19 protein-coding genes, 1 tRNA gene and 1 riboswitch are annotated in these 20289 nt (G+C 61.9%); of the genes, 12 read left to right on the top strand and 8 right to left on the bottom strand.

What is annotated here, in order from left to right; genetic code table 11:
• Positions 1–467 (bottom strand): NADH-quinone oxidoreductase subunit NuoE family protein (locus tag HAT86_RS06860; RefSeq protein ID WP_196780539.1); only part of this gene is annotated, 467 nt, incomplete at its 3' end.
• A gap of 215 nt (positions 468–682) precedes the next feature.
• Between HAT86_RS06860 and HAT86_RS06855 the strand changes: the two genes are divergently transcribed.
• Positions 683–1081, top strand: a complete 399-nt coding sequence (locus tag HAT86_RS06855) for a hypothetical protein (protein ID WP_167194867.1) — start codon at positions 683–685, stop codon at positions 1079–1081.
• 81 nt (positions 1082–1162) lie between these two features.
• Here HAT86_RS06855 and xseA read toward each other — a convergent pair whose 3' ends face one another.
• On the bottom strand, positions 1163–2749 hold the full coding sequence (gene xseA, locus HAT86_RS06850) for an exodeoxyribonuclease VII large subunit (protein WP_167194864.1): 1587 nt from the start codon (positions 2747–2749) through the stop codon (positions 1163–1165).
• A 73-nt stretch (positions 2750–2822) separates the two neighbouring features.
• Between xseA and purD the strand changes: the two genes are divergently transcribed.
• The gene (purD, locus tag HAT86_RS06845; protein WP_167194861.1) at positions 2823–4088 is read left to right on the top strand and encodes a phosphoribosylamine--glycine ligase; all 1266 of its coding nucleotides are present in this window, start codon (positions 2823–2825) and stop codon (positions 4086–4088) included.
• Positions 4089–4176: 88 nt separating this feature from the next.
• On the opposite strand, the gene HAT86_RS06840 is transcribed toward purD, so the two are convergent.
• Together HAT86_RS06840 and HAT86_RS06835 are read right to left on the bottom strand one after the other, a co-directional pair.
• Entirely contained in the window at positions 4177–4611 is a 435-nt protein-coding gene (locus tag HAT86_RS06840) for a hypothetical protein (protein ID WP_231125843.1), read from the bottom strand.
• Between the two features lie 36 nt (positions 4612–4647).
• Entirely contained in the window at positions 4648–4971 is a 324-nt protein-coding gene (locus HAT86_RS06835) for a 2Fe-2S iron-sulfur cluster-binding protein (protein WP_167194854.1), read from the bottom strand.
• 133 nt (positions 4972–5104) lie between these two features.
• Between HAT86_RS06835 and HAT86_RS06830 the strand changes: the two genes are divergently transcribed.
• The 4 genes from HAT86_RS06830 (at position 5105) to HAT86_RS06815 (ending at position 8304) form a co-directional block, all read left to right on the top strand.
• Complete coding sequence (locus HAT86_RS06830; RefSeq protein WP_167194851.1) at positions 5105–5476, top strand: OB-fold nucleic acid binding domain-containing protein; 372 nt, start codon at positions 5105–5107, stop codon at positions 5474–5476.
• Positions 5477–5575: 99 nt separating this feature from the next.
• Positions 5576–6112 carry a peptidoglycan-binding domain-containing protein gene (locus tag HAT86_RS06825; RefSeq protein ID WP_167194848.1) on the top strand — a complete coding sequence of 179 codons (537 nt, stop codon included), beginning with the start codon at positions 5576–5578 and terminating at the stop codon, positions 6110–6112.
• A gap of 382 nt (positions 6113–6494) precedes the next feature.
• Complete coding sequence (locus HAT86_RS06820) at positions 6495–6716, top strand: DUF1127 domain-containing protein (protein WP_167194845.1); 222 nt, start codon at positions 6495–6497, stop codon at positions 6714–6716.
• 280 nt (positions 6717–6996) lie between these two features.
• Positions 6997–8304, top strand: coding sequence for an ArgE/DapE family deacylase (locus tag HAT86_RS06815; protein ID WP_167194842.1), 1308 nt, complete (start codon positions 6997–6999; stop codon positions 8302–8304).
• On the opposite strand, the gene HAT86_RS06810 is transcribed toward HAT86_RS06815, so the two are convergent.
• Together HAT86_RS06810 and HAT86_RS06805 are read right to left on the bottom strand one after the other, a co-directional pair.
• A complete protein-coding gene (locus HAT86_RS06810) occupies positions 8301–8585 on the bottom strand; it encodes a hypothetical protein (protein ID WP_196780538.1) in 285 nt (94 codons plus the stop codon). The two genes, HAT86_RS06815 and HAT86_RS06810, sit on opposite strands and share 4 nt — an antisense overlap.
• A gap of 89 nt (positions 8586–8674) precedes the next feature.
• Positions 8675–8859: riboswitch (cobalamin riboswitch) on the bottom strand.
• 160 nt (positions 8860–9019) lie between these two features.
• On the bottom strand, positions 9020–11371 hold the full coding sequence (locus tag HAT86_RS06805) for an ATP-dependent helicase (RefSeq protein WP_167194839.1): 2352 nt from the start codon (positions 11369–11371) through the stop codon (positions 9020–9022).
• 131 nt (positions 11372–11502) lie between these two features.
• Here HAT86_RS06805 and HAT86_RS06800 point away from each other — a divergent pair, with 131 nt between their 5' ends.
• From HAT86_RS06800 to hisH, 5 genes are all read left to right on the top strand, one after another.
• A complete protein-coding gene (locus HAT86_RS06800; RefSeq protein ID WP_167194836.1) occupies positions 11503–12684 on the top strand; it encodes an alpha-hydroxy acid oxidase in 1182 nt (393 codons plus the stop codon).
• A 225-nt stretch (positions 12685–12909) separates the two neighbouring features.
• Positions 12910–16347: a pyruvate carboxylase gene (locus HAT86_RS06795; protein WP_167194833.1), complete on the top strand. Its 3438-nt coding sequence runs from the start codon at positions 12910–12912 to the stop codon at positions 16345–16347.
• Between the two features lie 663 nt (positions 16348–17010).
• Positions 17011–17085: transfer RNA gene (locus HAT86_RS06790), tRNA-Gly, on the top strand.
• A 137-nt stretch (positions 17086–17222) separates the two neighbouring features.
• Positions 17223–17810, top strand: a complete 588-nt coding sequence (hisB, locus tag HAT86_RS06785) for an imidazoleglycerol-phosphate dehydratase HisB (RefSeq protein WP_167194830.1) — start codon at positions 17223–17225, stop codon at positions 17808–17810.
• Positions 17811–17815: 5 nt separating this feature from the next.
• A complete protein-coding gene (hisH, locus tag HAT86_RS06780) occupies positions 17816–18454 on the top strand; it encodes an imidazole glycerol phosphate synthase subunit HisH (protein WP_167194827.1) in 639 nt (212 codons plus the stop codon).
• 62 nt (positions 18455–18516) lie between these two features.
• Here hisH and HAT86_RS06775 read toward each other — a convergent pair whose 3' ends face one another.
• Positions 18517–18903, bottom strand: coding sequence for a DUF2147 domain-containing protein (locus HAT86_RS06775; RefSeq protein WP_167194824.1), 387 nt, complete (start codon positions 18901–18903; stop codon positions 18517–18519).
• Positions 18904–19043: 140 nt separating this feature from the next.
• On the opposite strand from HAT86_RS06775, the gene hisA reads away from it, so the two are divergent.
• Positions 19044–19766, top strand: a complete 723-nt coding sequence (gene hisA / locus HAT86_RS06770) for a 1-(5-phosphoribosyl)-5-[(5-phosphoribosylamino)methylideneamino]imidazole-4-carboxamide isomerase (RefSeq protein ID WP_167194821.1) — start codon at positions 19044–19046, stop codon at positions 19764–19766.
• Between the two features lie 18 nt (positions 19767–19784).
• Here hisA and HAT86_RS06765 read toward each other — a convergent pair whose 3' ends face one another.
• Positions 19785–20240, bottom strand: a complete 456-nt coding sequence (locus HAT86_RS06765; protein ID WP_167194818.1) for a DUF302 domain-containing protein — start codon at positions 20238–20240, stop codon at positions 19785–19787.
• Between the last annotated feature and the right edge of the window lie 49 nt (positions 20241–20289).

The raw sequence follows: 20289 nt of genomic DNA, 5'->3' as shown, positions 1-20289 counted from the left end.
TGGCCCAGCTCCAACACCGGGGCGGTGTCGCAGCGGCCCATGCACGGCGCGCGCAGAACGCGCACCTGCGCCGGGTCATGCCCCTCCTCCAGCGCGGATTTCAACTGTTGCGCGCCGGCCAGCTCGCATGACAGCGAATCACACACCCGGATGGTCAGCGCCGGTGGCGGGGTTTCACCCTCTTTGACCACGTCAAAATGCGCGTAAAAGGTTGCGACTTCGTAAACTTCGGCCTGCGAAATGCGCAATTCTTCGGCCAGCGCCCGCAGATGCGCCGCCGACAAATGGCCGAATTTGTCCTGAACCAAATGCAGATACTCAATCAGCAAATCGCGCCGCCGCGGCCCATCGCCCAACAGCCCGCGCACACCGTCCCACGCATGGTCCTCCAACTGGCGGCCCTTCGGCGTATGACGGCCCTTGCCCTTGCCTGACTTCCACACGCCCTGACGCTCGTCCAATGCCATCTGACTGTCTCCTGATCCGGATTTCACACTTCGGATACCGCTCTGCATACTGCCACGCCTGATCAAAAACGACACCTGCGCCGCTGTAAGCGTTCGCAGCACCGCGAATTCACGCGTGATGTTTCCGATCGTATCACATCACAGCCATTTGGCGGCACCGGGTTTGAAGCGCAAAATCTGTAGCCTGCTGTCAATCGCTCTGGCACAATGGCCTTATGAAACAGATCGTCATCCCCTTGGGCCTGATGCTTTTGGCCCCGGCGCTACAGGCCCAAGACACGATGGGGGCCGCCGCGTTCGAGGCCTACACGCAAGGCAAAACATTTTACTACGGGGCACAAGGCACGGCCTACGGAGCCGAAGAATACCTGTCTGATCGCCGTGTGCGATGGTCTTTTCTGGATGGGGATTGTCAGACTGGATATTGGTACGAAGACGATGGGCTGATCTGTTTTGTCTATGACGACCGCCCCGATCCGCAATGCTGGAGCTTTGTCAAAACCACGAACGGGCTGGTGGCCCGTTATCTGACCCAGACACGCGAAACCGAGCTTTACGAAGTTGAACAAAGCGATGAGCCACTGGAATGCAAGGGGCCGCGCATCGGGGTGTAAGTTTCACTTATGCCACCTGAATTCGAACCTTATCCACAAATTTACCGTTAAAACTCCGAAAACTCGAACCTTCGGACAGACTTAAAACAGACTTCCCTGATCCGGCGGATCGGCTTTGGGCGTGGCGGGCTTTGCAGAGGTGCGCGCGGGCTTTGCGGCAGGCGGATTGCCGTCCTGTGCTTTCGGCAAGGACAGGCGGCCATCCGCAAACTCGATCTCCAAGGCGTGTGCCTTGGCTGCAGCCGTCTTGGTGGTCACAACCTGTTCGTCGCCGCGCACCACTGCGTAACCACGCTGAAGCGTGGCCTTGTAGCCCAATGTCTCGCGCAAGCGGTCAAGCCCGTCGATCCGGTCACGCCATGCTTTGGTTTGCCGACCCGCAGCATCGGCCAAGCGACGGCTGATCTGGTCAAGCTGCTGTTGCTTTTGACCGATATCGCGTTGAATCGGCCGCAAGCTCAGGCGGTCGGTGCGACGGTCCAACGCCTCGCGCTTGGCTGTCACGCCGCGCAGCAGCGCCGGATCCAGACGCGCGCCCCATGACGCCAGCCAATCGCGCCGACCGTCCAGTCGGGAATGCAGCGTTCCGGGCCGCAATGCGCCCGACGTCTCGTATAGTCGCACGCGGCGGGTCTGAACGCTACGGGTCAGCGCCGCCGGCAGACGGTCTGACCAGCCGTCAAGCCGCTGGCGTGGGCCATCCAACAACCGGTCAGGCCGGGGCAAGGCACGGGCAAGGTCGCGCAACCGTTGGCCCCGCGCGCTGACACCAGAGGTCAGCGCATGGGTCAGCCGCGCCTCTTGATTGTCCAACCACGCCAACAGATCCAGCCGCACCGGCACCGCCAATTCGGCCGCCGCCGTGGGAGTGGGCGCGCGTTGATCGGCGGCAAAATCGATCAGGGTCGTGTCGGTTTCGTGGCCCACGGCAGAGATCAGCGGGATGTCACTGGCCGCGGCCGCGCGCACCACTGATTCCTCGTTGAAGCCCCACAGGTCTTCGATGCTGCCGCCGCCGCGCGCCACGATGAGCAAATCCGGGCGCGGCAGCGCGCCACCGGGCGTCAGGCGGTTGAAGCCCTCGATGGCGCGGGACACTTCGGGGGCGCATTTTTCGCCCTGCACCGCCACCGGCCAGATCAGCACCTTGCGCGGAAAACGATCACGCAGACGATGCAAAATATCGCGGATCACCGCCCCCGAGGGCGATGTGACCACCCCGATCACATCGGGCAGAAACGGCAGGGGGCGCTTGCGCTCGGGCGCGAACAAACCTTCCGAGGCCAATTGCGCCTTGCGCTTTTCCAACATGGCCATCAGCGCGCCCATGCCCGCCGGTTTGATATCCTCGATTACGATCTGATACCGTGACTGCCCCGGAAAGGTGGTCAGGCGGCCCGTGGCGACCACCTCCATGCCCTCTTCGGGCTGCACCGAAAGGCGCGTGGCCACACCTTTCCAGATCACCCCGGCCAGCACCGCGCGATCATCCTTGAGGTCCATGTAAACATGCCCCGAGCGTGGGCGGCTGACGCGCCCGACCTCGCCTTTCACCCGGACATGGGTGAATTCGCCTTCGATCACGCGCTTCACCGCGCCCGAGATTTCGGAAACCGAAAATTCCGGGGCGTTTTCGCCCTCTATGGGGTCATCAATCAGATCCGACATGCCTGCGCCTTGTGTCTGCCTGCGGCCCACCTTAGAACGCCTTTCAGGCAAGGCCAAGCAGGAGAGTGGCGGCATGAATATCCTGATCCTCGGGGGCGGTGGGCGCGAACACAGCATCGCATGGGCGGTGATGCAGAACCCCAAATGCGACAAGCTGATCGTGGCACCGGGCAATGCCGGTATCGCGCAGATCGCCGAATGCGCCAGCCTTGATATCGAAAATGGCGCGGCCGTGGTCAATTTCTGCGAAGGCAACGCCATCGAATTTGTCATCATCGGCCCCGAGGCCCCGCTGGCCGCAGGCGTCAGCGACCGGCTGCGCGATGCGGGCCTTTTGGTGTTTGGCCCTTCGCAGGCGGCGGCGGAACTGGAGGCCTCGAAGCGCTTTACCAAAGAGATTTGTGACGCGGCAGGGGCCCCCACGGCGGCCTATGCCCATTTCACCGGCGCCGACGCCGCGCGGGCCTATGTCAAGACGCAAGGCGCGCCGATTGTGGTCAAGGCCGACGGGCTGGCGGCAGGCAAGGGCGTGATCGTGGCCGAAACCGAAGAGCAGGCGCTGGCGGCTATCGACGACATGTTCGGCGGCGAGTTCGGAGCGGCCGGGGCCGAGGTGGTGATCGAAGAGTTCATGACCGGCGAAGAGGCCAGCTTTTTCGTGCTGTGCGATGGCGAAACCGCCCTGCCCATCGGCACCGCCCAAGATCACAAGCGCGTCGGAGAAGGCGATACCGGCCCCAATACCGGCGGCATGGGCGCCTATTCCCCCGCGCCGGTGCTGACCGACGAGATCGCGCAAAAGGCGCTGGATGCCATCATCAAACCAACGCTGGCCGAAATGGCCCGGCGCGGCACACCCTATCAAGGCGTGCTGTATGCCGGATTGATGATTGAAAACGGCCAGCCCCGGCTGGTGGAATACAACGTGCGCTTTGGCGATCCGGAATGTCAGGTGCTGATGATGCGGCTTGGCGCGCAGGCACTGGACCTGATGCAAGCCGCCGCCGAGGGCCGTCTGGCGGAGGCGCAGGTGAATTGGGCCCATGACCATGCCCTGACCGTGGTGATGGCTGCAAATGGCTATCCCGGAAGTTATGAAAAAGGCAGCACGATCAAAGGGCTGGATAATTGCGGCGAGGACAGTTTTCACATGGTGTTCCACGCGGGCACGTCTGAAGAAGACGGGCAGATCGTGGCCACGGGTGGTCGTGTTCTGAACGTGACGGCGCGCGGGGCATCGCTGAGCCAAGCGCGCGATCGCGCCTATGCCATGGTTGACCGCATCGACTGGCCACGAGGGTTCTGCCGCCGCGATATCGGCTGGCGCGCGCTTGGATGATCACCGGGATCGGATCGCGTTGCGATCCGACCGAGGCGAGGGGCGCTGCCCCTCGCGCTCCCCGGGATATTTTTGAACAGAAGAAGGCTCAGGGACAGGTTGTCGCTGCGGTCAGGCGATCCGGCCCTTCATAAGGCCCCCAGCGACGCGTCGTTACCCGCCCATGCGTCAGCCGGGCTGCCATGACCGTAGACCAATCGCCACTGGACAGAATCATTTCGGGGCCATCGCCACAGTCACGCAGGCCACCGAGGACGACATCCCAGCCGATCTGGTGGTTGGTCAGGCCCGGATTGTCGGCCACATGCCGCAGCGTTCCATCGACATAGCGCCAGATGCGCAGGGTTTTATCCAGATTCGGGCGATCACCATAAGCGATTTCAATCAGCCCGTCAGACATTTCAAGCCGCAACGCGCCCCATTCGACGGCATCGCCAAGACCCCTGTGATCACATCGTGTGGTCGGATCGATAGTGCTGGCCGCAGTGATCTGTTGAGCGGATGCCGCGCCGGCAAGAAACATCGCAAGCCCCACAATCGAAGGGCCTGCGCATATCATTTAGATTTGCTTTTCGGGCATTTTCACGACCAGCCCGTCAAGCGCGTCCGACACCTTGATCTGGCAGGTCAGGCGCGAGCGTTCAGGATCAGGCTGATAGGCGAAATCCAGCATATCTTCTTCCATGTCATCCTTGGCGGGGATTTTTTCGACCCACGTCGGATCGACATAGACATGGCAGGTTGAGCAGGCGCAAGCGCCGCCGCAATCGGCCTCGATGCCGGGAATGTTGTTGTCGCGCGCGCCTTCCATCACGGTCAGGCCGTTGGCCACGTCGACCACGTGCTCGGTGCCGTTATGCTCGATATAGGTGATCTTCGCCATGAGCTTTTGCTCTCCCCTTCATGTAGCAGACATGCACAGCTACCTAGTCAAGCCACGCGGCCCGGACCAGCCCAATTTGCGACTTGACCCAAAAAGAGTTGCGATAAATTTCCCATGTTCTATTTTTGTTCTTATGCGTGTGCTGTCAGCATCATCCTCCCCTCGTGCCGGAACAGGCCATTGGCCCCGCCCGCCCGCCTGCCTGACGGCCGCCCGCCTGCATCACCCGCCCGAAGGTGCGCGCGTGGCGGTGGCCGGTCTGGTGATTTTGCGGCAACGGCCCGGCACTGCGAAGGGCGTGATCTTTTTGACACTGGAAGACGAAACAGGCGTGGTGAACGTGGTGGTCTGGCGTGCGCTTTACGAACACGCACGCCGCGCCGTGATCGCGGGGCGTATGCTGCGTGTTACCGGCCGGATACAACGGCAATCCGGCGTTGTGCATGTGATCGCGGAACAGATCGAAGACCTGTCCAGTCTGTTGGACCGGCTGCTTGAGCCTTAAGGTGCGGGCACCATATCTGACCACGCGAAGACCGGGCCGCTTTCCCAAACGGGCGAAACCCGCTAGGATGTGAAAAAACAATGCCCCCGAGGCCCGAGCATGACATCCACCCCCGTCTTTTCCACGCTGCTGGCCTGCTTAGTTCTGGCCGCCTGCACCCAGTCCTTGCCATTGGGCCAGCCGAACGAACCAAACATCATGCACACCCTGCAAGAAGCCCCGCCCGGCGCAGCCCCCGGCACCTGTTGGGGCAAGGATATCAGCCCTGCCATCGTCGAAACCGTCACCGAGCAGATTGTATTGCAGCCCGCCGAAGTGCGAAATGACGGCACCGTGGTGCAGCCTGCCCTCTATAAGACAGAAACCCGACAGGCCATCGTGCGTGAACGCAAGGTGACGTGGTTTCAAACCCCCTGCGCCAGCGACCAAACACCCGAATTCGTGGCGTCGCTGCAGCGTGCGCTCAAGGCGCGAAGCATGTACCGCGGGCCGATTTCCGGCAAAATGGATGCCCGAACCCGTGCTGCGGTGCGGGCCTTTCAGAAGTCTCAGGGGCTGAACTCGGGTATCCTGTCGCTGGCGGCCGCCCGCAAACTGGGCCTTGTCGCGGTCAAAAACCCGGACGCCGACGAATAACCCCGGCCAACCATACAGGCCGCGCTGCCCTGCGCTGCTAAAAACCACGTTTGATTCGACGCGTTGCGCCACGATCGCGCGGCCCAGTGTGGCCTTTTTCCCACAGCCCGACAAAGGCGTCAGCCCCACCGCCACCCTGACCGCCCACCTGTCAGGCCGCCCGCTTAAAAACGCAGCACGCCATATTCTTCTTGGCCAAAGCGTTTTTTTAAACTGCCTGAAATTTACCAGTGACTGCTTAACCTTAGGTCAGTTTTGCTTATGCATTTTCTGCATAGCAGCATTGATCACGTCAGGTATTGTGCGACCGCAGCATTGGGCTAATTTAATCCCAACAGCGAAACACGCACATCGTGCCCAACCGAAGAGCCGGATCAAAACAATGACTTTTGCCAATTACTCTCGCGCAACGGAAACCGGCCTTGGGCTGGAGCTTGGTGCGGCTCTCAACCACTTGATGCAGCGCGTGGCCGATTACCGTATTTATCGCGCCACTTTGTCCGAGCTGCAAGGGTTGAGTGATCGGTCATTGGCCGATCTGGGCCTGCATCGCTCGGGCCTGCGCGGTATCGCCCTGCATGCCGTCTACGGCGCGCAACACTAGGAATTTCGAGTTCAGGTGCTTCTCTCCTCCTCCCTGAAGCATCTGTAAATGGCGGCGGCCTCCTTTCTCCTCCTCCCTAGGAGGTCGCCACCCAAAAGACCCGGGTCATTTGACCCAACCAGTTGCGATAGGCCCTCTCCTCCTCCCTGGGCCGCTCGTAAAATGGAACGGCGGCGCCTCTCCTCCTCCCTGGCGCCGCCGTTTTCTTTTTATCCCCATACACTTGACTGTCGGCGCCATAGGCTGCTCGTATCGAATGACACAATTCGGGACAGTAGACATGATGCAACCGCCACTCGATTCCGCCACAACAAACGCAATCCGCGCGGCCGTCGCTGACGGCTTTGAGCGGCAAACGCAGTTTTTGGCTGATTTCACCCGCATCCCCAGCCTGCGCGGGCGCGAACACGCCGCCCTTGATTTCATGGCCGGGGCGTTGCGCATGCGCGGCTGGCAGGTGGACGATTGGACCGTGTCCACCGATCAGCTTGCCGATCAGCCCGGCTTTAGCGATTGCAACGGCGAGGTGCCGCATATCCGGTCCGTTGTCGGCACACTTGAGCCTTCGGCGCCCCAAGACGTGGGCCAATCCCTGATCTTGCAAGGCCACCTTGATGTGGTGCCCGAAGGCCCACATGATATGTGGCACTCGCCGCCATTCGATCCGCAAATCCGCGATGGCTGGATGTATGGGCGCGGGGCGGGCGATATGAAGGCCGGCAAGGTCGCCGCCCTGTTTGCGGTCGATGCGCTGCGGCGCGCGGGCTATGCCCCGGCCGGGCGGGTCCATTATCAATCCGTCGTCGAAGAAGAAAGTTCGGGCCTTGGGGCCGTGGCCACGCTGGCGCGCGGTTATCGTGCGGATTGCGCCTTTATCCCGGAACCTACCGGCCTTGGGCTGGTGCGCGCGCAGGTGGGCGCGATCTGGTTTCGCCTCAAGGTGCGCGGACGGCCCGCGCATGTGGCCTATGCAGGCGCAGGGGCCAGCGCGATCACCGCCGCGATACACCTGATCACCGCCCTGCAGAAAATGGAGGCCGACTGGAACACGCAAGCCGCCCAACACCCTGATTACCGCGATGTGCCACACCCGCTGAACTTCAACGCAGGTCAAATCAAAGGCGGGGACTGGACGTCAAGCCTGTCCGCTTGGTGCGATGTGGATTGCCGCATGGGCCTGTTGCCCGGCGATGATGTGGCCGCGCGTCGCGCGCAAATCGTCGAAACGGTTCAACAAGCCGCCGCCGCGCATCCGTTCCTGCGCGACATGCCCCCCGAAATCGAATGGACCGGCTTCATGGCCGATGGATACAGCTTGCAAAACGCCGACGCGCCCGAAGCCGCCTTGGCGCGCGCCCATTCCGCCGCCACAGGTGCCTCAAAACCACAAGATCAATCTTGGACAGCCCTCACCGACACCCGGTTTTACGGCCTCTATCACGGCATCCCCAGCCTGTGCTACGGCCCCGAAGCCGACAGCATCCATGGGTTTGACGAAAAGGTGAATCTGGCCTCGGTCCAACGCTGCACCGAGGTCATCGCCCTGTTCATCGCCAATTGGTGCGGCCTGCGCCCCCTGTCCGGTTAATGCCAGGCCGCTGCCCGCCTGCGCCGGCGCCCTGCCCCTGACAGCGCGCCGTTGTGCCCGGCGTGTTGCAAAAACCCGACAAAGGCCTGCGCTGCCGGGCTGGCGGCGTTGCGCGCGGCCGGACAGTCCAACGCATCGCGCGCGGCCGTCGCCGTCACAAGCTCGGTCTCGGAAAACACCCATTCCAGAAACCCGAGGCGCGCCATGGCATCCGCTTCGGCCCCGATGGCGTCGCTGGCTTCCAACCCATCCAGAATACGGGTCACACACATCTTGTTCACTCCACCGGCCACACCCCGGGCCGGGCTGGGGCAAAGAACAGGGTGAACGGGGCCAAGCCGTGGCGTGCCGCGTCCCCACCGCCCTCCGCAGCTTGACGTTGTCCAAGGCTGGTTTCCGGGCTTGGCGAGATCGGATGCAGCGCCTTCCCGGACCGTCTTGGTCCAGTGGCCTGTGCCGCATCCCCCATCCTTACCGTTGCGGGGGCAGCGCCGGAGTTACACCGGCTTCCCAATTCTCCCGGCAGAACCGGGCACCTCAGGCGTTAACTGTGGCGCAATCCCAAAACCCGCGCAAGCCGCAAAACCGCCTTGTCAGGGCGCTGACCGACACAGGCAGGCTCTTCTTCTGTTCAAAAATATCCCGGGGAGCACGAGGGGCAGCGCCCCTCGTCTAACAAACCTGCGCGGCGCAGCCGCCCCTTTTGGGTATGATATCAGAACGGTACGTCATCCGCGCCGGTGACAAACCGGCCAACCACTTTCTTGACGCCCGCTTTTTCGAACTCAATTTCCAGCTTGTCGCCTTCAACCCCGATGATCGCGCCATAGCCGAACTTCTGATGGAACACGCGTTCGCCCAAAGTATGCGCGCTGATCGCTTGGGCGTCGATCACGCTGGATTTCGAGTCGCGCGGCTGGCTGATTGGCCTGTCGCCCGCGCGCGATTGCAGCCGCCGCCAACCCGGCGAGTTATAAACATTGGCCTCGGCCGCGCGCGTTTCCAGCCCACTTTGCACCGAACCGCCCGCCGCCGCGCCATAGCCGCCGCCATAAAGGCCCGGCGGGGTCAGCACCTCCACATGCGCCTCAGGCAATTCGTCAATAAAACGCGAAGGCATTTGCGATTGCCATTGCCCATACACCCGGCGGTTTCCGGCGAATGAAATCGTGCAAATTTCTTCGGCGCGGGTGATGCCGACATAGGCCAAACGGCGCTCTTCTTCGACGCCCTTGAGGCCGGATTCATCCATCGAGCGTTGCGAGGGGAACAGCCCATCTTCCCACCCCGGCAGGAAGACGGCGGGAAATTCCAGCCCCTTGGCGGCATGCAGGGTCATGATCGACACTTTCTCGCCCTGCTCTTCGTTTTCATTGTCCATGATCAGGCTGACATGTTCCAAAAACCCGCCAAGGTTCTCGAACTGCTCAAGCGCTTTCACCAGTTCCTTGAGGTTTTCCAGACGGCCCGGTGCCTCGGGCGTCTTGTCGTTCTGCCACATCTCGGTGTAGCCCGATTCGTCCAGAATGATCTCGGCCAGCTCCATATGGCTTAGGTCCGCATCCCCCGTCATTCGGCCCCAGCGTGACAGGTCAACCACCAGTTTGCCCAGGGCATTCGCGCCCTTGCCCTTGATCGCGCCCTGCTCCACCGCCAATGCCGCCCCGTCCAGCAGCGACACGCCATGGTCACGCGCGATCCGCTGAATGGTTTGCCGTGCCTTGTCGCCAAGGCCGCGCTTGGGCGTGTTCACGATCCGCTCGAAGGCCAGATCGTCGGATGGCGACACCACCAGTCGAAAATAGGCCATGGCATCGCGGATCTCCATCCGCTCGTAAAACCGGGGGCCACCGATCACCCGGTACGGCAAGCCGATGGTCAGGAACCGGTCCTCGAAGGCGCGCATCTGGTGCGACGCGCGCACCAAGATCGCCATGTCATCCAAGCCAATCGGGCGCAGGCCCCGCGTGCCGCGCTGCATCGATTCGATTTCTTCCCCGATCCAGCGCGCTTCTTCCTCGCCATCCCAATGGCCGATCAGGCGCACTTTCTCGCCCTCGGGCGCGTCGGTCCACAACTCTTTGCCCAAGCGGCCCTTGTTGGCGGCGATCACACCCCCGGCAGCGGCCAGAATATGCGGGGTCGAGCGGTAATTCTGCTCAAGCCGAACCACCTTGGCACCGGGGAAATCTTTCTCGAAGCGCAGGATATTGCCCACCTCGGCCCCGCGCCAGCCATAGATCGACTGATCGTCATCGCCCACACAGCAAATGTTCTTGTGCCCCCCGGCCAACAGCCGCAGCCACAGGTATTGGGCGACGTTGGTATCCTGATACTCGTCCACCAAGATATAGCGGAACCAGCGTTGGTATTGCGCCAGCACATCGGGATGCTGTTGGAAAATCGTGACCACATGCAACAAAAGGTCGCCAAAATCCACGGCGTTCAACTCGCGTAGGCGGGTCTGGTATTGCCGATACAGCGCCGGGGCCTTGCCATCAAACGCCCCTGCCTCGGACGCTGGCACCGTCTCGGGCGTCCAAGCTCGGTTTTTCCAATGGTCGATGACGCCTGCCAATTGCCGCGCGGGCCAGCGTTTGTCGTCGATGCCTGCGGCCTGAAGCAATTGTTTCAGCAGACGTATTTGATCGTCGGTATCCAGAATGGTGAAGTTCGACTTCAATTCAACCAGTTCGGCATGCCGCCGCAGCAGCTTGACGCAGATCGAATGAAACGTGCCGAGCCAAGGCATCCCTTCCACCGCCTCGCCCAGCAGGCGGCCAACACGCTCTTTCATCTCGCGCGCGGCCTTGTTGGTGAAGGTGACCGCCAAAATCTCGTTCGGGCGCGCGGTGCCGGTGTTGAGCAGATGCACGATGCGCGTGGTCAAAGCCTTGGTCTTGCCGGTCCCGGCCCCGGCCAGCATCAACACCGGGCCGTCCAGCGCCTCGACCGCGGCGCGTTGTTCCGGGTTCAACCCGTCAAGATAGGGCATCGGCCGCGCGGCCATGGCGCGCGCAGCCAATGAAGCGCCTTCAAAGGCATCGGATTCGTCAAAACTGCTCATGTAGGAAACGATAGCGCGGGTTAAGCCCAAGTTAAAGGGAATGTTCGGGGATTGTTCCCATGATTTTTTATGCCCGTCCGCTTTTCACCATGCCATCTGGACACCGCCTTGCACGCGCGTAAAGTCACGCCATGGACTTGCACGCAAAATACCCCGCTTTGCACGATCTGCGCCAGCGCGCCCGCCGCCGCATCCCGCATTTCGTTTGGGAATATCTCGACAGTGGCACCGGGTCCGAAGCCACGACCGCCCGCAACCGCAGTAAGCTGGATGAGGTGCGCCTCATGCCCTCGATTCTGCACGGCGAGATCACGCCGGACCTGTCCGCCCGTCTTTTCGGCCAGACCCTGCCCCTGCCCGTCGGCATTGCGCCGCTTGGCATGTCGGGCCTGATTTGGCCGGGGGCCGAACAGCTTTTGGCCGGGGCTGCGGCGCAATTGGGCATGCCCTACGCGCTGTCCACGGTGGCCACGCAAACACCCTCCGATTTACAAGGCGTGGTGGGCGAACATGCCTGGTTCCAGATGTATCCGCCGCGCGACCCCGATATTCGCGCCGATATGCTAGCGCGGGCGCGTAACGCGGGCTTTGGCACGCTGGTGCTGACAGTCGATGTGCCCGTAGCCAGCCGCCGCGAACGGCAGGTGCGCTCGGGCCTGACGACGCCGCCGAAACTGACGCCGCGCCTGTTGGCCCAGATTGCGCGTTGCCCGACATGGGCCACCGGCATCGCCCGGCGCGGCATGCCGCGGATGAAACTGATTGATCACTATGCAGGCAATCTCAGCGGGCTGTCATCAACCGCGCATGCGGGCTACCTTTTGCGCACCGCGCCGGATTGGGAGTATCTGCGCTGGCTGCGCGACGCGTGGGACGGGCCGATGATCGTCAAGGGGGTGCTTGACGCGGGCGACGTGCCCCGGCTTGAGGACGAAGGCATCGACGCGATCTGGGTTTCAAACCATGCCGGGCGGCAATTCGATGCCGCCCCCGCCACGATCGAAGCGCTGCCCGCGATCCGCGCCGCCACGTCGAAACCGGTGATCCTTGATGGCGGAATTGAAACCGGTCTCGATATCCTGCGCGCCATCGCGCTGGGGGCGGATTACGTGATGATGGGGCGGCCTTGGCATTATGCCCTCGGGGCGCTTGGCGCCAAGGGGCCTGCACATCTACATGATATTCTGTCGCTCGACCTTCGGGCAAACATGGGTCAGCTGGGCCTGTCGAACCTGTCAGAGGCCCCCCGCAGGCTGATTTCCGCCCCCGAGGTGTCGCCCCCTGCTGCGACACCATCACGCTTTACTGCGTGAAGCTGTAGAGAATTGAACTGTATACATTTTTCTATTTTGCCCAAGGCAACCGAGGTGCCGACCGAACATCCACGAAATGTCGCGTTATGGTGAAAGACGTCGCTGCGGCATTGCGCAAACCTTTCACAACTCCTACAAAATGGCTGCACCGGCGCTGCACCGCAGCAAGCTGCGCAACGCATAGGCCGGTCGAATGATATGCGACAGACAGGGGGGCTGAAGCCCGTGAGCGAGTTCAAGAAAATCCTTATTGCCAACCGCGGCGAAATTGCGATCCGCATCATGCGGGCGGCCAATGAAATGGGCAAGCGCACGGTCGCGGTCTTTGCCGAAGAAGACAAGCTGGGCCTGCATCGCTTCAAGGCCGACGAAGCCTATCGCATCGGCGAAGGCCTTGGCCCTGTGGCCGCTTATCTGTCGATTGATGAAATCATCCGTGTCGCCAAGGATTCGGGCGCTGATGCGATTCACCCCGGCTATGGCCTGCTGTCGGAAAACCCCGATTTCGTGGATGCCTGCGATGCCAATGGCATCACCTTTATCGGCCCCAAGTCCGAAACCATGCGCGCCCTTGGCGACAAGGCCAGCGCCCGCAAAGTGGCGATCGAGGCCGGTGTGCCCGTCATTCCGGCCACCGAAGTTCTGGGCGACGATATGGATGCTATCCGCGCCGAGGCCGAACAGATCGGCTATCCCTTGATGCTCAAGGCGTCATGGGGCGGCGGCGGGCGCGGCATGCGCCCGATCAACGGCCCTGATGAGCTGGCCGAGAAGGTCATGGAAGGCCGCCGCGAGGCCGAGGCCGCCTTTGGCAATGGCGAGGGGTATCTGGAAAAGATGATCATCCGCGCCCGGCATGTCGAGGTCCAGATTCTGGGCGACAAGCACGGCCAGATGTATCACCTTTTCGAGCGTGACTGCACCGTGCAGCGCCGCAACCAAAAAGTCGTTGAGCGGGCGCCAGCCCCCTACCTGACCGATCTGCAACGCGCCGAGATTTGCGAGCTTGGCTACAAGATTTGCAAGCACGTCAATTACGAATGCGCCGGCACGGTCGAGTTCCTGATGGATATGGACACCAGCCAGTTCTATTTCATCGAGGTCAACCCACGCGTGCAGGTCGAACATACCGTCACCGAGGAAGTGACCGGCATCGACATCGTGCAGGCGCAAATTCGCATCGCCGAGGGCAAAACCATCCAAGAGGCCACGGGCAAGACCGGTCAGGATGCCATCACTCTGAACGGCCATGCGTTGCAAACGCGGATCACCACCGAAGATCCGCTGAACAATTTCATACCCGATTATGGCCGCATCACCGCTTACCGCTCGGCCACGGGCATGGGCATTCGCCTTGATGGTGGCACCGCCTATGCGGGCGGGGTGATCACGCGGTATTATGACAGCCTTCTGACCAAGGTCACAGCCCACGCGCAAACGCCCGAAGCGGCAATCGCGCGAATGGACCGCGCCCTGCGCGAGTTCCGTATTCGCGGCGTCAGCACCAATATCGCCTTTGTCGAAAACCTGCTGAAGCACCCGACCTTCCTCAGCAACGATTATACGACCAAGTTCATCGACGACACGCCCGATCTGTTCAAGTTCAGCAAACGGCGGGATCGGGGCACCAAGGTTCTGACCTATATCGCCGACATCACCGTGAACGGGCATCCCGAAACCACAGGCCGCGCCAAACCGGCCGAGGCCAAGCCACCCCGCCCGCCGCATTTGATCGGCGATGCGGCCCCCGGCACCAAGACACTTTTGGACGCCAAAGGCGCCAAGGGTGTGGCCGACTGGATGCTAGACCAGCCGCAGCTTTTGTTGACCGATACAACCATGCGCGACGGGCACCAATCGCTGTTGGCCACCCGGATGCGGTCGATCGACATGATCAAAGTCGCGCCTGCTTACGCCGCCAACCTGTCGCAACTGTTCAGCGTGGAATGCTGGGGCGGGGCCACCTTCGATGTGGCCTACCGTTTCTTGCAGGAATGCCCGTGGCAACGCCTGCGCGAACTGCGCGCCGCCATGCCAAATGTGCTGACGCAAATGCTGCTGCGCGCCTCAAACGGGGTGGGCTACACCAACTATCCCGACAACGTGGTGCAGGAATTCGTGCGCCAAGCTGCGGACACCGGCGTTGATGTGTTCCGCGTGTTCGACAGCCTCAACTGGGTGGAAAACATGCGCGTCGCCATGGACGCGGTGATCGGCACCGGCAAGATCTGCGAGGGCACGATTTGCTACACCGGCGATATCCTTGATCCTGACCGCGCCAAGTATGACCTGAAATATTATGTCGCCATGGCGAAAGAACTGGAGGCGGCAGGCGCGCATGTGCTGGGCCTCAAAGACATGGCGGGCCTGTTGAAACCCGCCGCGGCGCGCGCATTGGTCAAGGCGCTGAAGGACGAATTGACGATCCCGGTGCATTTCCACACCCACGACACCAGCGGCATTGCCGGTGGCACCATTCTGGCCGCCGCAGACGCGGGCGTCGATGCGGTGGATGCGGCGATGGATGCGTTCTCGGGCGGCACCTCACAGCCCTGCCTTGGCTCGATCGTCGAAGCCTTGATGCATACCGAGCGTGACACCGGGCTGGATATCGAGCGGATCCGCGAGATCTCGAATTACTGGGAACAGGTGCGCGCGCAATACGTGGCGTTTGAATCCGGGCTCGCCGCCCCGGCCTCGGAAGTGTATCTGCACGAAATGCCCGGCGGACAGTTCACCAACCTCAAGGCGCAGGCCCGCAGCCTTGGGCTTGAGGAAAAGTGGCCCGACATCGCCAAGACCTATGCCGACGTGAACCAGATGTTCGGCGATATCGTCAAGGTCACGCCCTCCTCCAAGGTGGTGGGTGACATGGCGCTGATGATGGTCAGCCAAGGATTGACCCGCGCCGATGTCGAAAACCCCGACACCGATGTGGCCTTTCCCGATTCGGTGATCGACATGATGCGCGGCAATCTGGGCCAGCCCCCCGGCGGCTTTCCCGAGGCCATCGTCAAGAAAGTGCTGAAGGACGAAAAACCCAACACCGCGCGCCCTGGCGCACATTTGGACCCGGTTGATCTGAAGGCCGCGCAGGCCGATCTGATTGACCAGCTTGAAGGCAAGGCGGTGGATAACGAAGACCTCAACGGATATCTGATGTATCCCAAGGTCTTCCTTGATTACATGGGCCGCCACCGGATGTATGGCCCTGTGCGCACGCTGCCCACGCGCATCTTCTTTTACGGGATGGAGCCGGGCGAAGAAATCTCGGCCGAGATCGACCCCGGCAAAATCCTTGAAATCCGCCTGCAAACCGTCGGCGAAACCGGCGAGGACGGCGAGGTGAAGGTGTTCTTTGAACTCAACGGTCAGCCGCGCGTGATCCGCGTGCCCGACCGCAAGGCCAAGGCCACCACCGCCGCACGACCCAAGGCCGAGCAAGGCAACCCGGCCCATGTCGGCGCGCCAATGCCCGGCGTCGTGGCCAGTGTCACGGTGTCCGTGGGTCAGAAAATCAAGGAAGGCGACATGCTTCTGACCATCGAAGCGATGAAAATGGAAACCGGCATCCACGCCGAACGCGACGCCACCGTCAAGGCTGTGCATGTGCAGGCCGGTGGCCAGATCGACGCCAAGGATCTGCTGGTCGAATTCGAATAAGGGTGAAAGGCCCCGTGGGTGCGTTTCCGGGGCCTTGAATTTCAGGCATCGCCAATGGCGGGCCAAACCCCATCGCCGTGCCGGGTGCGTCGAATGAACAAGCCGCGCATTGCCGGGCCGCGGTGCGGCGACCCAACCCGGCGCTTTAGCACTTTATCCCAACCACTTGCGCGCGACCTTCAAGCGGCGCACCAAGATCAGCCCAATCGCCGTGCCGTGGGGGCGGCCCGGCGATGCGCGGCAGCCTTCGGCCTTGATCCCGCGCGGGCGAGGATATCCGCTTGGTCCCGCAACCCAGCCAGTCGCGGCCAACACCTTGCACATTCGCATTAATCTCCTTCAGTGCCGGTCCAAATGACTGCTCCGGGGCTAACAACCGTCATTGCTTGGTAGGGACCCAACGCTTTCGCCCGCACGCCAACAGTCACCTTCGCCCCCCGCGTCCGCCTTCTTCAAATCGGCGAAGTCGCGCCCCACGGCACCAGATCGTGCTGCTTGGGGGGGCTTGCGCTGTCAACAATGCTGGGTTTTGCCGAACTGGCCTTGTGATTTGGCCCCTCAAGCAGGTGGCGCGCGGCCCTCGAAAAACTTTTTCTTAGATTTCCTGAAATTTGGTCTTGCGGCCACCGCCAAGAGTTTATAAATCCCGCCCTACCCAAGGACGCGGGTGTAGCTCAGGGGTAGAGCGTTACCTTGCCAAGGTAAATGTCGTGAGTTCGAATCTCATCACCCGCTCCAATTACTCTTCCCCATCAAGATCATTGCGACCCGCCTGTCGCGCAGGCGCCGCAGGCCGGACCAATCGCGTGGCGGCCCCTTGGCGCGGTCGAACGTCCCCCCTATAAAGATGCCGAACACCAAAAAGGGCAAACCTAATGCGCAGCGCCACGATCACACGCAAAACCGCCGAAACCCAGATCAACGTCGAGGTCAATCTCGACGGCACCGGGGCTTATGACACCCAGACCGGCGTCGGCTTTTTTGATCACATGCTGGATCAATTGGCGCGTCATTCGCTGATCGACATGACAATCCGCTGCGATGGCGACACCCATATCGACGATCACCACAGCGTCGAGGATGTGGGCATCGCCCTTGGTCAGGCCCTGACCCAAGCGCTTGGCGACAAGCGCGGGATTCGCCGCTATGGTGCCTGCCTTCTGCCGATGGATGACGCGCTGGTGCGCGCCGCGCTTGACCTGTCGGGACGGCCCTATCTGGTGTGGAATGTCGATATGCCCACACAGAAAATCGGCCATTTCGACACCGAGCTGGTGCGCGAGTTCTTTCAGGCCCTCAGCACCCATGGCGGCATCACCCTGCATGTCGATGCGCTGCACGGGATCAACAGTCACCACATCGCCGAGGCCGCATTCAAGGCCGTCGCCCGCGCCCTGCGCGACGCCGTGGAAACCGATGCGCGCAAATCCGATGCCGTGCCATCGACCAAAGGGGCGCTGTGACCGGCATGACCACCGTTATCGTCGACTACGAATCCGGCAACCTGCACTCGGCTGAAAAAGCGTTTCAGCGCATGGCGTCCGAGGTGGGCGCCGGTGCCGTGACCATCACGTCAGACCCCGACACCGTGCGCCGCGCCTCGCGCATTGTCTTGCCGGGGGACGGCGCGTTTCCGGCCTGCCGTGATGAGCTTTACGATCACCGCGGCCTGTTCGAGGCCATCCAAGAGGCGGTCATGACCCAAGGCCGCCCCTTCATGGGTATCTGCATCGGGATGCAGATGCTGGCCACGCGCGGCCTTGAATACCGTGAAACCGACGGGTTTGACTGGATCGGCGGAACGGTGGACCGCATCGCGCCCTCCGACGCCACGCTGAAAGTGCCGCATATGGGCTGGAACGATCTGGTGATCGACCATCCGCACCCTGTGTTCGACGGCATCTCAACCGGCGATCACGCGTATTTCGTGCATTCCTATCATTTCCGCGTCGACGATCCGGCACACCTGCTGGCGCATGTCGATTATGGCGGTCCGATCACGGCAGTGGTCGGGCGCGACAATATTGTCGGCACGCAATTTCACCCGGAAAAAAGCCAGTCGACCGGCCTGCGGATCATTGCCAACTTCCTGAACTGGAAACCCTGACACACCAAGGCGCTGCGCGGCCGCCGGTCACGGCGGACAAGCGGCGCCAGATTTAACGCGGATTACTGAACCCGCGTCCATGTCTGCTTGGCGCAGATCAAACCACCCGCCACACAGCCGCGCAGCTTCAGCGCATTGCCCTGCAAATCAATCTTGCCGATGTAGATCTTGTCATTCGACGGTCGCCAAACTTTACCTTCGTATTGGCCATCGCCCTGCGGTGTCATGTTGCGCACCAACATCTTGCCAATCGTGGGCGATTTGTATTCGCCCCCATCCTTGAACGTCCGCGCGATCGTTCTACAGATATTGGCGCCACATGTCTGCATTTGCACATGCGCGTAAGATCCGTCATCCACTTCGGTTTTCCACGTGCCCAGCATCGGGTCGGCGGTGGCGCCCCCCGCACTCGCAACAATGGCTATCGCCGCGGCAAACAGCTTGTTCATCTTAGGTGTCCTCCCTGACATCTGCTGTGGCAAGTCTCGCGCGCGGCGCTGTTTTAAATCAAGTCTGACGTCGGGTCGCGTTGCATTTCGCGTGGCCCCATGCCAAACGGCCAACAACGCAGCCAACAAGGATTTCGGCCATGATCCTCTACCCCGCCATCGACCTCAAAGACGGTCAGGCCGTGCGCCTGTTCAAAGGTGAAATGGAAAAAGCCACGGTCTTTAACGACGATCCAGCCGCGCAGGCCATGGAATTTGTCGAGGCAGGATGCGAATGGCTGCATCTGGTGGACCTCAACGGCGCTTTCGCTGGTGAGCCCGTAAATGCTGCCCCGGTCGAGGCGATCCTTGAGCGCACCCGCGTGCCCGCCCAACTGGGCGGCGGCATCCGCGACATGGCCACCATCGAACGCTGGCTGTCCAAGGGGCTGGCGCGCGTGATCCTTGGCACTGTAGCGGTTGAAAACCCTACGCTCGTGCGCGACGCGGCCCGCGCCTTTCCCGGTCAGGTCGCCGTCGGCATCGACGCGCGCCAAGGCATGGTCGCCACCAAAGGCTGGGCCCAAGAAACCGATGTCAACGCCACCGATCTGGCACGCTCGTTCGAAGATGCGGGCATGGCGGCGATCATCTACACCGACATCAACCGCGATGGTGCCATGCAAGGCCCCAATATCGCAGAGACCGCCGCGCTGGCCAATGCGGTGTCGATCCCGGTGATCGCCTCGGGCGGGGTCAGTTCGATCGACGACCTAAAGGCGCTGAAAGCCTGCGGCGCGCCGCTGAACGGGGCGATCTCGGGCCGGGCGCTTTATGATGGGGCGATTGATCTGTCCGAGGCGCTGCAGGTGATGAACGCCTGACCCGCCTTCGGGTCAGCCTTAACCGTCCGCCGCCTTGGCCGTCAGATTGCCCAACGCGCCCTGCATCTTGGCGATATAGCCCGCACCTTCATTGATGCCGGGCAGATCGTCCAGGCTTTCCTCGGGGTCTTCATACGCCAGCCAGACTTGGCCTTGGGCATCCTCATAAACCAAAACCTTCAACGGCAGGTACAGCCCCGCAAGCGGGTTATCCTGCATCGCGGTCGTCCCCAATTTGGGATTGCCGAAAATCAGCAATTCTGACGGTGCCAGCTCCATATCCACATTGGCCGCGCCAGCCGCGTGATCGACGCGCGCGAACACGGTGGCACCTGCGCCGGTGACCGCCGCTTCCAGTGCGTCCATGGTGGCCGCTACGTCACCGCCTGCGCGGACTTTCAAGATATCATCATCCGAGGCCCACGCCCCCTGCGCCGCCAAGCCGAGAACACAAGCCGCTAGAAATCGTTTCATCGTAATCTCCTTTCAGGTGCACCAAAACGGCCTCAGGTTCTGGCAACCG

This window comes from Roseovarius gahaiensis (assembly GCF_011601345.1).
In the GTDB taxonomy this organism is placed as follows: Bacteria; Pseudomonadota; Alphaproteobacteria; order Rhodobacterales; family Rhodobacteraceae; genus Roseovarius; species Roseovarius gahaiensis.
This window is presented reverse-complemented; position numbering and strand designations above follow the sequence as displayed.

What these genes read in the sequence shown, in the direction of transcription:
- hisH (WP_167194827.1), top strand. Translation starts at nt 17,816, where the DNA reads ATGACCACCGTTATCGTCGACTACGAATCCGGCAACCTGCACTCGGCT.
- HAT86_RS06840 (WP_231125843.1), bottom strand. Translation starts at nt 4,611, where the DNA reads ATGTTTCTTGCCGGCGCGGCATCCGCTCAACAGATCACTGCGGCCAGC.
- HAT86_RS06805 (WP_167194839.1), bottom strand. Translation starts at nt 11,371, where the DNA reads ATGAGCAGTTTTGACGAATCCGATGCCTTTGAAGGCGCTTCATTGGCT.
- HAT86_RS06830 (WP_167194851.1), top strand. Translation starts at nt 5,105, where the DNA reads ATGCGTGTGCTGTCAGCATCATCCTCCCCTCGTGCCGGAACAGGCCAT.
- HAT86_RS06835 (WP_167194854.1), bottom strand. Translation starts at nt 4,971, where the DNA reads ATGGCGAAGATCACCTATATCGAGCATAACGGCACCGAGCACGTGGTC.
- HAT86_RS06820 (WP_167194845.1), top strand. Translation starts at nt 6,495, where the DNA reads ATGACTTTTGCCAATTACTCTCGCGCAACGGAAACCGGCCTTGGGCTG.
- hisA (WP_167194821.1), top strand. Translation starts at nt 19,044, where the DNA reads ATGATCCTCTACCCCGCCATCGACCTCAAAGACGGTCAGGCCGTGCGC.
- HAT86_RS06855 (WP_167194867.1), top strand. Translation starts at nt 683, where the DNA reads ATGAAACAGATCGTCATCCCCTTGGGCCTGATGCTTTTGGCCCCGGCG.
- HAT86_RS06800 (WP_167194836.1), top strand. Translation starts at nt 11,503, where the DNA reads ATGGACTTGCACGCAAAATACCCCGCTTTGCACGATCTGCGCCAGCGC.
- xseA (WP_167194864.1), bottom strand. Translation starts at nt 2,749, where the DNA reads ATGTCGGATCTGATTGATGACCCCATAGAGGGCGAAAACGCCCCGGAA.
- HAT86_RS06765 (WP_167194818.1), bottom strand. Translation starts at nt 20,240, where the DNA reads ATGAAACGATTTCTAGCGGCTTGTGTTCTCGGCTTGGCGGCGCAGGGG.
- purD (WP_167194861.1), top strand. Translation starts at nt 2,823, where the DNA reads ATGAATATCCTGATCCTCGGGGGCGGTGGGCGCGAACACAGCATCGCA.
- HAT86_RS06775 (WP_167194824.1), bottom strand. Translation starts at nt 18,903, where the DNA reads ATGAACAAGCTGTTTGCCGCGGCGATAGCCATTGTTGCGAGTGCGGGG.
- HAT86_RS06815 (WP_167194842.1), top strand. Translation starts at nt 6,997, where the DNA reads ATGATGCAACCGCCACTCGATTCCGCCACAACAAACGCAATCCGCGCG.
- hisB (WP_167194830.1), top strand. Translation starts at nt 17,223, where the DNA reads ATGCGCAGCGCCACGATCACACGCAAAACCGCCGAAACCCAGATCAAC.
- HAT86_RS06825 (WP_167194848.1), top strand. Translation starts at nt 5,576, where the DNA reads ATGACATCCACCCCCGTCTTTTCCACGCTGCTGGCCTGCTTAGTTCTG.